We start from the raw sequence: 12,355 nt of genomic DNA on the forward strand, positions 1-12,355 counted from the left end.
AACCACGCTCGATCACCCACCGCTCACCCTCGACCAGACGAGAACCAGGCATACCCACCTCCAGTAGTCACATCGTCTTGCAACTACCGGTTGAGACCAGGCTGCGTTCGTGACGGGATCCGGACACGAACGCAACATCGTGAGGGCCTGAGCGCACGAAGGAAGAATCGTGCGTCACCCGACCGCCCAGCCGCGCCCCGAGGCCCGGACCAGCCCCCACCCGGCCACCAGGTCGAGGCCCTTTCGGAGGCCACCCCAGCGCCAGCCGAGGCGGCGTAGCGGCGGGCCGAGACGGGCGCGGGCAGCGCAGCGGCAGAAAGAGACGGACGCCGGCAGCGCACCAGCAGGCCCCGACCCCGCACGCAGCGCAGCACCGCGGTCGCGACGACCCGCGGCAGCGCAGCAGCCGGTCTTGGGCTCAGCGGTCGCGCAGGATGGCGCGGATCCGCGCGACCCGGTCGGCGACGGCGGCCTCGTGACCGTGGCGGCCGGGCTCGTAGTAGTCGCGTCCGTCGACGTCGTCGGGCGCGTACTGCTGGGTGACCACGCCGCGCGGGTCGTTGTGGGCGTAGCGGTAGTCGTGCCCGTGGCCGAGCTTCTTGGCGCCGGAGTAGTGCGCGTCGCGCAGCGCCGGGGGCACGGCACCCACCCGGCCGGCGCGGACGTCGGCCTGGGCGGCGTCGATCGCCCGCACGACGGCGTTCGACTTGGGCGCGGTGGCGAGGTGGATGACCGCCTGGGCGAGCGGGATGCGCGCCTCGGGGAACCCGATCAGCGCGACGGCCTGCGCGGTGGCGGTGGCGACGGGCAGCGCCGTCGGGTCGGCCATGCCGATGTCCTCGCTGGCGTGGATCATCAGACGTCGTGCGATGAACCGGGGGTCCTCGCCCGCCTCGACCATGCGCGCGAGGTAGTGCAGGGCGGCATCGACGTCGGAGCCGCGGATGCTCTTGATGAAGGCGCTCGTGACGTCGTAGTGCTGGTCGCCCTGGCGGTCGTAGCGCACGGCGGCCTTGTCGACGGCGAGCGCGGCGTCGTCGACGGTGACCTCGGTGCGACCCTGGCTGAGCGTCGCCCCCGCGGCGGCCTCGAGGTAGGTGAGGACACGACGACCGTCGCCACCGGCCAGCCGCACGAGGTGGTCGCGGGCGTCGTCGGTGAGGCTGACCCGTCCCCCGAGGCCCCGGTCGTCCTGGACCGCCCGGTCGATCATGACGGCGACGTCGCCGTCGTCGAGCGACTGCAGGGTGAGCAGCAGCGACCGGCTGAGCAGCGGCGAGATGACGCTGAAGTGCGGGTTCTCGGTGGTGGCGGCGATGAGCGAGACCCAGCGGTTCTCCACGCCCGGCAGCAGTGCGTCCTGCTGGGCCTTGGAGAAGCGGTGCACCTCGTCGACGAACAGCACCGTCTCGACGCCGTTCTGCAGGGCGCGCCGGGCGCCGGCGATGACGTCGCGGACCTCCTTGACGCCCGCGGAGACCGCCGAGACCTCGACGAAGCGTCGGTGCGTGTGGTTGCTGATCAAGGAGGCGATCGTGGTCTTCCCCGTGCCCGGAGGTCCCCAGAGCAGGATCGTGAGCGGCTGGTCGCCGTCGATCACCTGCCGCAGCGGCGACCCCGGCACGAGCAGGTGCTCCTGGCCGACGAGCTCGTCGAGCGTGCGCGGGCGCATGCGCACCGCGAGCGGCGCCGAGGAGTGGGCGTTGCCGGCGAGCGAGCCCGAGGAGTCCGGACGCGCCACGGGGCGCACGTCGTCCCCGGGCAGGTCGAACAGTCCGTCGTCGCTCACCCCACGAGCCTAGTCACCGGCGCCGACACGTCCGGATGCTGTGCCAGGGTGAGGCCATGGGTCCGTTCTCACGCTCCGCCCCCGCCGACGAGCCCGCCCGGCCGGGCCCCACACCCGTCGGCGCGTTCTGGGACTGGTGGACCGAGGAGGGGCGGCACCTCGACCCGTCTCAGGCAGGACCGGCCCACGCCGCGCTCGACGGGCTGCTGGCGGCGATCGACCCCGACCTGACCTGGCACCTGGGTCCCGGCCGCACCGCGCAGCACCGGCTCACCGTGTCGGCCGGCGGCCTCGCCGACGCCCGTCCCGCCGCCGAGCGGTGGTTCCGTGCCGCTCCCCCGACGGACGCCACGTGGGAGTACGCGCCGGCGGTCGAGGCCGACCCCACCGCGTTCGACGCCGTGCTCGAGGTCGACGGTGCCGCCGTCGACCTCGCGAAGGTCGTGCTCGCCGTCGAGACCGACCTCGAGGCGCTACGCGTGCACGTCGGCGTGCACCATCCAGCGTTCGCCGAGCTGCCCGAGCGGGTGCACGGCCCGTTGACCTTCATGGTGCTCGACTGGGCGCTGGGCGAGGACGACGTCGCGCGCTGGGTGGGCGGGGTCGAGCCGCTGGTCGACGCCCCGTCACCGGCACGCACCGTGGCGGACCTGCAGGCTGCGGTGGCCGTGTGCGCCGAGGAGCGCGACACCGACGTGTGGTCGGCGCTCTCTGGACAGACCGCCGAGGGTCGTCCGGTGTTCGCGCTCGCCCGCACCGGCGCGCGATGGGTCGACGCACCGACCCTCGACCTGCACCACGCGCTCGTCGCCACGTTCCAGCCGGACGAACGCGGTCTGCCCTCCCCCGAGGAGCTCGGCAGGCTGCAGGCCCTCGACGACTCCCTCACCGCGACCATCGAGCCGCGCGGGCTGGTCGTCGCCCAGGTGACGACCGACGGCACCCGGACCCTGCACGTCTACACCGACGGCGAGGACCAGAACGCCGGCGCCGACGTCGCCCGATGGGCCTCGACCCACGGACTGACCGTCACCGACGAGCGCGACCCGGGCTGGACCCGCGTCCGCCACCTGCTCGGCTGAGGGCCACCGTGCAGCTGCGTCCTGCTCGTGACGACTGTGGCTCCTGGCACGTCCGGCGACCGGGACCGTTCGCCGTCACGTACTGGCTGCTGAGCAACACCGTCACGAACCTGTTCGACGCGTTTCTGGGGGGCACCCTCCACGTCTGGAGCCTGTTCCCGGGCGCGCGCCACGACGGCTACGTCGGGATGCTCGACGTCACCGAGGGCGAGCGGGTCGTGGCCCCGGGGCTGCGAGGATTCAGGTGGGTCCTGGAGGTCACGGTCGACGGCCTGGTCCTCGCGACGGTCACGACCGGTTCTCGCACGCCAATCGTGCTGCCACACCCCGTCGCGGTCGTGGTGCGCCCGCGATACGGGGTCCGCCGTTCCCGGCTGGCGCACACGCCCTGGCGAGCCCGGCTGACGCTCCCCTCGGACAAGGTCGTGGAGCTGGTCGGCCCCTGGTTCGTGCTCTGCCACGCTGCCCGAACGCTCGCGTGGCCCTCGCCGACGACCGCGCGCTGAGCAGGGTCGACCGGCCGGCGCGAGTTCACGACGCGGGGGCAGCGTCCTCCTCGTCGTCCTCGGGCTCGGCGTCGACCCCGGCCTCGGCGCGCTGCTCGGGCGTGATCGGCGCGGGCGCCGCGGTCAGCGGGTCGTACCCGCCGCCGGACTTCGGGAACGCGATGACGTCGCGGATGGAGTCGGTGCCGGCCAGCAGACCGACCGTGCGGTCCCAGCCGAACGCGATGCCGCCGTGCGGCGGGGCTCCGTAGGCGAACGCGTCGAGCAGGAAGCCGAACTTGTCCTGCGCCTCCTCCTCGCCGATGCCCATGATCTCGAAGACGCGCTTCTGGACGTCGGGGCGGTGGATACGGATCGAGCCGCCACCGACCTCGTTGCCGTTGCAGACGATGTCGTAGGCCTGGGCGATCGAGCTGCCCGGGTCGTCGAGCGAGGCGGGGTCCTGCGGCGCGGTGAACGCGTGGTGCACGGCGGTCCACTCGCCGCCGCCCACCGCGACGTCGCCGGAGTCGAGCTCGCTCACGGCCTCGAACATCGGCCAGTCGACGACGAAGCAGAACGCCCACGCCGACTCGTCGATGAGGTTCTCGCGCCGGGCGATCTCGATGCGCGCGGCACCGAGGAGCTGGCGCATCGTCTTCGTGGGGCCGGCGGCGAAGTAGATCGCGTCGCCCGGCTTCGCGCCGGCAGCCTCCGCGAGTCCCTCGCGCTCGGCCTCGGACAGGTTCTTCGCGACCGGACCGCCCAGGGTGCCGTCCTCGCCCACGAGCACGTAGGCGAGGCCACGAGCGCCGCGCTGCTTGGCCCACTCCTGCCAGCCGTCGAGCGTGCGACGGGCCTGCGAGCCACCGCCCGGATGCACCACCGCGCCGACGTAAGGCGCCTGGAACACGCGGAAGGGGGTGTCCTTGAAGTAGTCGGTCAGCTCGACGAGCTCGAGGTCGAAGCGCAGGTCGGGCTTGTCCGAGCCGTAGCGACGCATCGCGTCGGCGTACGTGATCCGCGGGAACGGCCGGGGCAGCTCGACGTCGATGAGCCGCCACAGCTCGGCGTAGATCTCCTCGGCGAGCGCGATGACGTCGTCCTGGTCGACGAAGCTCATCTCGACGTCGAGCTGGGTGAACTCGGGCTGCCGGTCGGCGCGGAAGTCCTCGTCGCGGTAGCAGCGTGCGATCTGGTAGTACCGCTCCAGGCCGCCGACCATGAGCAGCTGCTTGAACAGCTGGGGGCTCTGCGGCAGCGCGTACCAGCTGCCGGGACGCAGGCGCGCAGGAACCAGGAAGTCGCGGGCGCCCTCGGGGGTCGAGCGGGTGAGCGTGGGCGTCTCGACCTCGACGAACTCGTGACGGCCGAGCACCTCGCGTGCGACGGCGTTGACCTTGCTGCGCAGGCGGAGGTTGTGGGCCGGGCCCGAGCGGCGCAGGTCGAGGTAGCGGTGGCGCAGCCGCACCTCCTCACCGACCGTGCCCGCGCTCGACGACGCGGCGTCGTCGATGGGGAAGGGCAGCGGCGCCGAGGCGCTGAGGATCTCGACGTCGCTCGCGATGACCTCGATCTCGCCGGTCGGGATGGCCGGGTTCTCGTTGCCCTCGGGACGCTTCTCGACCGTGCCGACGATCTTCAGGCAGTACTCGGCTCGCAGCTGGTGCGCGACCTCCTCGCGGACGACGACCTGCACGACGCCGCTGGCCTCGCGTAGGTCGATGAACGCGACCCCGCCGTGGTCGCGCCGGCGCGCCACCCATCCGGCGAGGGTGACCTGCTCGCCCACCTGGGCGGCGGTCAGGCTTCCGGCGGCGTGGGTGCGGATCACGGCGTGGTCTCCTTCGAGTGGTGGCCGAGCCCGACGACGGTGGGCGTCAGGTCGGCGGCGGGGGGCGTCCAGGTGTCGGGGTCGACGTCGACCTGGTCGCCGGTACGGATGTCCTTGACACTAGGCGGTTCGCCCGGGAAGAGGACGTACGGGATGCCGCGCCGCTCGGCGGTGCGGATCTGCTTGCCGAACTTCTGCGCCGCCGACGACACCTCGGTGGGGATGCCACGGCGCCGCAGCCGCTGCGCGAGGGCGTCGCTCGCCGCCCGCGACTCCTCGTCGGTCACGGCGACGAGCACGGCCGACGGCACGGGTCGGCTGCTGGTCAGACCGTTCGCGACGAGCGGCACGAGCAGCCGCGACAGGCCGAGCGAGATGCCTACGCCGGGGTACGTGCGCCGTCCGTCGGACGCGAGCTCGTCGTAGCGCCCGCCGGAGCAGACGGAGCCGAGCTGCTCCTGCCCCGTCATGCGCGTCTCGAACACGGTCCCGGTGTAGTAGTCGAGCCCGCGCGCGATGCGCAGGTCGGCGGTCACCCGCACGCCCTCGACGTCGGCGCACGCGGCGACCACCGTCGCGAGCTCGTCGAGCCCCTCGTCGAGCAGCGGATGCTGCACGTCGAGCGCGCGGACCCGCTCGACGAACGAGGTGTCCTCGGTGCTGATCTCCGCCAGCGCGAGGCAGGCGCGGGCGGGGTCGTCGTCGAGGCCGGTCTCCGCGAGCAGCTCGAGGATGCGCTCGCCCGGCAGCTTGTCGAGCTTGTCGACGACCTGCATGACGGCGGTGGGCTCCGCGACGCCGAGGCCACGGTAGAAGCCCTCGAGCACCTTGCGGTTGCTGACCTGCAACGTGAACCACGACGGGTCGTCCGGTCCGGCGCCGAGGACCCTCGAGACGGCGGCGAGCGCCTCGGCCATCACCCGCGCGACCTCGACGTCGGCGTGGAAGGGCAGGGTGCCGTCGCCCACGATGTCGATGTCGGCCTGCGTGAACTCGCGGAAGCGGCCCTGCTGCGGACGCTCGCCGCGCCACACCTTCTGGACCTGGTAGCGACGGAACGGGAAGGCCAGCTTGCCGGCGTTCTCCACGACGTAGCGCGCGAACGGCACGGTGAGGTCGAAGTGCAGGGCGAGCGCGTCGGAGCGGGAGCCCACCTCGACGGAGGCGTCGTCGTGGATGCGACGCACGACGTACACCTCCTTGTCGATCTCGCCCTTGCGCAGCAGCGTCTCGACGGGCTCGACGGCCCGCGTCTCGACGTTGGCGAACCCGTGCAGCTCGAACACGTGGCGCAGGGCGTCGACGACCGCCACCTCCACCGCACGGTCGGCGGGCAGCAGCTCGGGGAATCCACTCAGCTTCGCCATGTCAGCCCTCCTGCAGCTCGGCGAGGAACGGGTTGGTGGCGCGCTCGCGCCCGATCGACGTCTGCGGGCCGTGACCGGGGAGGACGACGACGTCGTCGCGCAGCGGCAGGACCTTCTCGCGCAGGCTCTGCAGCATCTGGTCGTGGTCGCCGCCGGTCAGGTCGGTGCGACCGATCGAGCCGGCGAACAGGAAGTCGCCGGAGAACATCACCTGCGACACCGTCCCCTCGGAGACGCCGCTGCCGTCCCAGTCGACCCGGTAGTAGACGGTGCCGGGCGTGTGGCCGGGGACGTGGTCGACGCTGAGGCTCAGGCCGTCGACCTCGATCACGGCACCGTCGACGGCGTCGCGCACGTCGGCGGGCTCGACGAACTCCGGCAGGTCGTGCAGGCCGAACTGCGCGCGCAGCATCGCGGCGGACGGTCCGGAGATCGCCGCCATCGGGTCGCTCAGCAGGTGCCGGTCGGCGGGGTGGATCCACACCGGCGCGTCGAACTCGCGTGCGACGTCCTGCGCGTTCCAGAGGTGGTCGAAGTGACCGTGGGTGACGAGGACGGCCTCGACGCGCAGGTCGTGCTCGGTGACGACCTGGCGGACCCCGTCGAGGGCGTCCATGCCCGGGTCGACGACGACGCACCCGGCACCCGCCTCGCGGGCGAGCACGTAGCAGTTGGCCTGCAGGGGGCCGGCGGGGAAGGACGTGAGCAGCACGCCCCACAGGGTACGCGGGGCGTGGCGGCCCCCGGACCACGGCGGGCGCCCCGCCGAGGCGTCCCGACGGGCGGCGGGGTGGCGGAGTCGGGGTGGCGTCCTCCTAGACTGTCGCCATGACCACCGCCGAGCACCCGTGGGGCCGCGTCGACGCCGAGGGGACGGTCTTCGTCAAGACCGGTGACTCCGAACGAGAGATCGGCGAGTGGAAGGTCGGGGACCCCGCCGAGGGGCTCGCCTTCTACGTCCGACGCTTCGAGGGCCTCGAGACCGAGGTCGACCTCCTCGAGAAGCGTCTCGCCTCGGGTGCGCTGTCGCCCGACGAGGCCGCCAAGGCCGTCGCGAAGGTGCGCGGGGAGGTGACCGACGCCGCCGCGATCGGCGACCTCGCCTCCCTCGAGGCGCGGCTGGACGCGCTGGCCCCCGCCATCGAGAAGCAGCGCGAGGAGCGTCGGGCGGAGCGTGAGGCCAAGGTCGCCGAGGCGACCGTCGCGAAGACGCGCATCGTCGAGGAGGCCGAGAAGATCGCGGCCGGCCAGGACTGGCGTGCAGGCGCCGACCGGCTGCGCGAGCTGCTCGAGGAGTGGAAGGCGCTCCCCCGGCTCAGCAAGTCGGCCGACGACCAGCTCTGGCACCGCTTCAGCGCCGCGCGCACCGCGTACACGCGCAAGCGCAAGGCCCACTTCGCCGAGCAGAACACCCAGCGCGAGGCCGCGCAGAAGGTCAAGGAGAAGCTGATCGCCGAGGCCGAGGCGCTCTCCTCCTCCACCGAGTGGGGCCCGACGTCGGGCGCCTACCGCGACCTCATGACCCGCTGGAAGGCCGCCGGCTCCGCGCCGCGCAACGTCGAGGACAAGCTCTGGAAGCGCTTCCGCGCCGCGCAGGACGTCTTCTTCCAGGCCCGTGACGCCGCGAACGCCGCGCTCGACGAGGAGTTCGCGGCCAACGCGGTCGTGAAGGAGCAGCTCCTGGTCGAGGCCGAGGCGCTGCTGCCCGTCACCGACCTCGACAAAGCACGTCGCGCGCTCAACGACATCGCCGACCGCTGGGAGGCCGCGGGCAAGGTGCCGCGCGGCCGGGTCAAGGAGCTCGAGGGACGTCTGCGCACGGTCGAGCAGGCCGTCCGGGCCGCCGGTGAGCAGGAGTGGAAGCGTTCGGACCCCGAGAAGTCCGCCCGCGCCGACGACATGATCGGCAAGCTGCAGCGCGCGATCGACGAGACCCGTGAGGCCCTCGCGAAGGCCGAGGCGGCCGGCGACGCGCGCAAGGTCAAGGACCTGAGCGCGAAGCTGGAGTCGAACGAGTCGTTCCTGGCGATGGCGCAGAAGGCCGCCGCCGACTTCGGCTGAGTCCCGACACCGACCGTTCGGCTGGTGTTCACCGCATCAGCCTCCCCAGCGTCGTCGCGCTCCTAGGCTGGCGCGGTGCCGCACCCCTCTCGAGGCCGTCGTGCCCCGGTCACGGTCCTGTCCGCCGTCCTCGTGACGGGCGTCCTGGCCGTCACGGCCTCGAGCGCCCAGGCGGCGCCCCCGACGCCCGCGCCGGTGCTGGCCGTCGTAGTCGCCGACGCCGACGACCCGACCACCTACCCGAACGGCACGTCAGCGGCGCTGGACGACGTGGACCGCGTCCTCGCGCGGTGGCGTGCGGAGACCGGCTGGGTCTTCGGGCGCGGTCGTACGGTGACGACCTCGCAGGCCCCCACCTCCTGCGCCGAGGAGGACGTCCGACGGTGGGCAGCCGCGCAGCTCGACGGCACCGACCTCGCGGACACCGACGTGAGCGTCCTGGCGCTGACGCCCTGTGACGACCCGTCATGGACGATCGAGCGCCGCGGAGACGACCCGGCCACCATCGGCCTGTCTCTCGGACGCGACGCGGTGCGACCGACGCTGCACCCCCTGGTCGGCAGGGTGGCTCGCGTCCCGACCGTGCACGCCCGCATCCTCGACGACGACGGTCGGGTCGTGCAGGTCGCGGCGAACCCCTATGGCGGCACCGGCACCGGCGCCGCGTCGCTCGGGAGCGAGCCCGGCGCGCTCGACTCCGTCGTCCGCTCGGCGCTGGGCGTGCTCCAGGCCGGCGAGGTGGCCGTCTTCGACGGTGACGACGACCTCGACGAGACCCGTACCTTCGAGCTCGCCTCGCGTGGCGCCGCCAGCGGCCTGCGCGGGCTCGCGGTCCGCGACGCGAGCACCGGCCACCGGCTGTGGTTCGACTACCGCGACCGGACCGGTCTGGACGCCGACGCACCCTACGGCGGCGAGCGACGCAGCCACCGCGTCCGCTGGACGACCGGCGTCACCGTCACGTCCACCGAGCAGGGACTGCTCAACCTCGTGCCGCGCGCCGCACCCGCCGACGACGGGTCGCCGTCGTGGGACGGGGCCTTCGGGCCCGGGACGACGCTGCGCAGCGGCCGGCTCACCGTCGTCTTCGGCGAGCAGGCGGAGCGCGCGACCGTGACCGTCACCCGCGAGGGTCGCTACGACGCCGCGTTCGAGGGCGGCGTGCCGCGGGTCGTCGGATCCGTGCGGGTCGGCGGGACCGCGCGGGTCGCCTACGACGCGATCTCGCCGGAGCCGACCACGCAGGGCGTGCAGTGGTACCTCGACGGGGAGCCGGTGCGGGGCGCGACGGGGCAGACCTTCCGCCTCGGTCGGGACGACCTGCACGCGCGCCTGTCAGTCCGACTGCGGGCCGACCGAGACCGCTACGTCCCGATCGACCGGACCTCGGCGGGCGTCCGCGTCGGCGCCGGCGTGTTCTCGGCGCCTCGCCCCGTCGTGCGGGGTTCCCTGCGCGTCGGCACGCGCGCGTCGGTGTCGCTCGGCACCTGGACGCCGCGCAGCACCTACACGGCCGTCCAGTGGTACGCGGACGGGAAGGCCCTGCGTCGCGCGGACGACCGCACCCTGCTCGTCACGAGGGCCCTGCGCGGCAAGCAGCTCTCCGTGCGGGTACGGGGCACGCGGGTCGCCTACCAGGACCTGACCCTCACCTCGGTCGCTCGTCGCGTCCCGCGCTGAGGCCCGGAGCGGGCCCAAGCCGCGCGGCGCGCCGACCGGGTCAGCGGCGCTGCGGTGCGAGCGTGCGGGTGTAGAGCGCCCGTCCCTCGACGTCGCGCAGCGTGACGGTCAGCGCCTGCGTGACGGCGTCGATCTCGACCTCGCCGAAGAACTGGAACCCGTCCGCTGGTCCGGTGTTGGGCGTCGGCGGGGCGGCGACGAACTCCGCGCGCGGACCGAACGTCGCGTCGAGCCGGTTCGGTCCGAAGGCACCGGCGTTCAACGGGCCGGACACGAACTCCCAGAACGGGTCGAAACGCTGGTAGGCGGCCCGGTCGGGCGAGTAGTGGTGCGCCGCCGTGTAGTGCACGTCGGCCGTGAGCCACACGTGGTTGCGGATGCCGGCGTCCTGCAGCGCCGTGAGGACCTGCGCGATGTCGATCTCGCGACCGCGCGGCGCCCCGGCGTCGCCCTGGGCCAGACCCTCCTGCGCGCTGCTGCCGTCGGGCACGACCAGCCCGATCGGCAGGTCCGCCGCGATGACCTTCCACGTGGCGCGGGAGGCGCGCAGCTCACGCAGCAGCCAGCGGGTCTGCTCGGCGCCGAGCACCCCTCCGTCGCCCGAGGTCTCGTCATTGGCCGTGTTCGGGTCCTTGTGGGTGCGCATATCGAGGACGAAGACGTCGAGCAGCGGTCCTTGGTGCAGGACGCGGTAGACCCGGCCGACCCGGTCGGGCGAGATCTCGGCGACGGGCACGTAGTCGTGGAACGCGCGCCGCGCCCGCGCCGCCAGCACGTCGACGCGACGCTCGGTGTACCGCGCGTCGTCCAGGACCTCGCCGGGGTACCAGTTGTTGGTGACCTCGTGGTCGTCCCACTGCGTCACCTGCGCGGTGCTCGCCAGGAATGCGCGCCAGTTCTCCGCCTCCAGGTTGTAGCGGTACTGGCCTCGGTACTCGGCGAGGGTCTCGGCGACCTTCGACTTCTCCTCCGTGACGAGGTTCGTCCACGTCCGGCCGTCCGACAACGGCACGGACGCCTGCACGGGACCGTCGGCGTACACGGTGTCGCCGCTGCAGAGGAAGAAGTCGGCGTCGCGGCGGGCCATCGCGTCGGCGATGCGGAAGCCGCCCAGGTCGGGGTTGACGCCCCAGCCCTGTCCGGCGACGTCGCCGGACCACAGGAAGCGGACGTCGCGCCGCCGTCCGCCGAGCGTCCGGACCCGGCCGGAGACGGGACGTCCCGAGCGGCGCGGGTCGTGCAGGTCGACGGCCCGCAGCCGGTAGTGCACGTCGGTCCCGGGCGGGAGCCCTCGCACCGTCCACTGCCCGGTGAGGTCGGTGTCGGGCGTGACGCGCGGACCAGGGACGGTCACGGCGCGCCGGAAGGAGGGGTCGCGCGAGGTCTCCGCGACGAGTCGCGCCGGCCGGTCGGCCCGCCCCCACAGCGTGGCCTGCCCGGCGTGCACGTCACCGGCCTGCACCCCGTGCGTCAGCTCGGGCCTGCCCCGCCGCACGAGAGCCGGCACACCCCGCGCTGACGCCGGCCCACCCCCCAGCAGCACCCCACCGGAGGTGGCAGCGGCGAGCGCAGCAGCGCGGACGACGGTACGGCGATCGATCTCCCCCGAGCTCATGCCACGACCCTCCCTCACCCGTCTGACCACCGGGTGTCGCGCCGGTGACCTGCACGTGGCGCAGGAGGGCCTGCTGGTGCGCTGCCTCGGCTTGCGCTGGGGGTGGTCTCCGAAAGGGCCTCGACCGGGCGGTTGGCGGCGGCGCTGGTCTGGGGTCTCGGGCTGTGGGTTGGGCACGGGGTGGACCCACGATGCTGCGTTCGTGCACTGGGGTTCGAGGATGCTGCGTTTGTTACGGGATCCCGTCGTGAACGCAGAAGCGTTCGACCTTCGGCGTCGAAAGGCAGAATCTTGGGCGCCCTTTGCGTTGGGGCGACGCAGAGACTTTCGCGCCGCCAGCCCACTATCGGTGGATCTTCAACCGCAGAACGGCTCCTGCGGTTGCAGATCCACCGATAGGACGCGCGAACGCAGAACGGTGGGTCAAGAACGCAGAAACGAA

The 12,355-nt window shown here is 73.0% G+C and carries 9 protein-coding genes; 4 read left to right on the forward strand and 5 right to left on the reverse strand.

From position 1 onward, the window contains the following. Positions 1-418 precede the first annotated feature (418 nt). Positions 419-1,789: a replication-associated recombination protein A gene (locus A6Q79_RS05820; protein WP_236749707.1), complete on the reverse strand. Its 1,371-nt coding sequence runs from the start codon at positions 1,787-1,789 to the stop codon at positions 419-421. Positions 1,790-1,845: 56 nt separating this feature from the next. Between A6Q79_RS05820 and A6Q79_RS05825 the strand changes: the two genes are divergently transcribed. Both A6Q79_RS05825 and A6Q79_RS05830 read left to right on the forward strand, forming a co-directional pair. Then, the gene (locus tag A6Q79_RS05825) at positions 1,846-2,871 is read left to right on the forward strand and encodes a DUF695 domain-containing protein (RefSeq protein WP_158509202.1); all 1,026 of its coding nucleotides are present in this window, start codon (positions 1,846-1,848) and stop codon (positions 2,869-2,871) included. Positions 2,872-2,879: 8 nt separating this feature from the next. Then, a complete protein-coding gene (locus A6Q79_RS05830) occupies positions 2,880-3,377 on the forward strand; it encodes a hypothetical protein (RefSeq protein ID WP_067857878.1) in 498 nt (165 codons plus the stop codon). 25 nt (positions 3,378-3,402) lie between these two features. Here A6Q79_RS05830 and aspS read toward each other — a convergent pair whose 3' ends face one another. The 3 genes from aspS to A6Q79_RS05845 are packed head-to-tail and all read right to left on the reverse strand — an operon-like array spanning position 3,403 to position 7,269. After that, positions 3,403-5,190: an aspartate--tRNA ligase gene (aspS, locus tag A6Q79_RS05835; RefSeq protein WP_067857881.1), complete on the reverse strand. Its 1,788-nt coding sequence runs from the start codon at positions 5,188-5,190 to the stop codon at positions 3,403-3,405. Continuing rightward, entirely contained in the window at positions 5,187-6,557 is a 1,371-nt protein-coding gene (gene hisS, locus A6Q79_RS05840) for a histidine--tRNA ligase (RefSeq protein ID WP_286690672.1), read from the reverse strand. Before hisS ends, aspS begins: the two co-directional genes overlap by 4 nt. A 1-nt stretch (position 6,558) precedes the next feature. Continuing rightward, positions 6,559-7,269: an MBL fold metallo-hydrolase gene (locus A6Q79_RS05845; protein WP_286690673.1), complete on the reverse strand. Its 711-nt coding sequence runs from the start codon at positions 7,267-7,269 to the stop codon at positions 6,559-6,561. Between the two features lie 116 nt (positions 7,270-7,385). On the opposite strand from A6Q79_RS05845, the gene A6Q79_RS05850 reads away from it, so the two are divergent. After that, the gene (locus A6Q79_RS05850; protein ID WP_067857890.1) at positions 7,386-8,618 is read left to right on the forward strand and encodes a DUF349 domain-containing protein; all 1,233 of its coding nucleotides are present in this window, start codon (positions 7,386-7,388) and stop codon (positions 8,616-8,618) included. Positions 8,619-8,693: 75 nt separating this feature from the next. Beyond that, positions 8,694-10,298 (forward strand): hypothetical protein, encoded by a 1,605-nt coding sequence (locus tag A6Q79_RS05855; RefSeq protein WP_286690674.1) that lies wholly within the window; start codon positions 8,694-8,696, stop codon positions 10,296-10,298. A 40-nt stretch (positions 10,299-10,338) separates the two neighbouring features. Here A6Q79_RS05855 and A6Q79_RS05860 read toward each other — a convergent pair whose 3' ends face one another. Then, positions 10,339-11,913, reverse strand: coding sequence for an alkaline phosphatase (locus tag A6Q79_RS05860; RefSeq protein WP_286690675.1), 1,575 nt, complete (start codon positions 11,911-11,913; stop codon positions 10,339-10,341). Between the last annotated feature and the right edge of the window lie 442 nt (positions 11,914-12,355).

It is taken from the genome of Aeromicrobium sp. REDSEA-S32_B7, assembly GCF_001626145.1.
Taxonomy (GTDB): Bacteria; Actinomycetota; Actinomycetes; order Propionibacteriales; family Nocardioidaceae; genus Aeromicrobium; species Aeromicrobium erythreum.

What these genes read in the sequence shown, in the direction of transcription:
- A6Q79_RS05825 (WP_158509202.1), top strand. Translation starts at nt 1,846, where the DNA reads ATGGGTCCGTTCTCACGCTCCGCCCCCGCCGACGAGCCCGCCCGGCCG.
- A6Q79_RS05850 (WP_067857890.1), top strand. Translation starts at nt 7,386, where the DNA reads ATGACCACCGCCGAGCACCCGTGGGGCCGCGTCGACGCCGAGGGGACG.
- hisS (WP_286690672.1), bottom strand. Translation starts at nt 6,557, where the DNA reads ATGGCGAAGCTGAGTGGATTCCCCGAGCTGCTGCCCGCCGACCGTGCG.
- A6Q79_RS05860 (WP_286690675.1), bottom strand. Translation starts at nt 11,913, where the DNA reads ATGAGCTCGGGGGAGATCGATCGCCGTACCGTCGTCCGCGCTGCTGCG.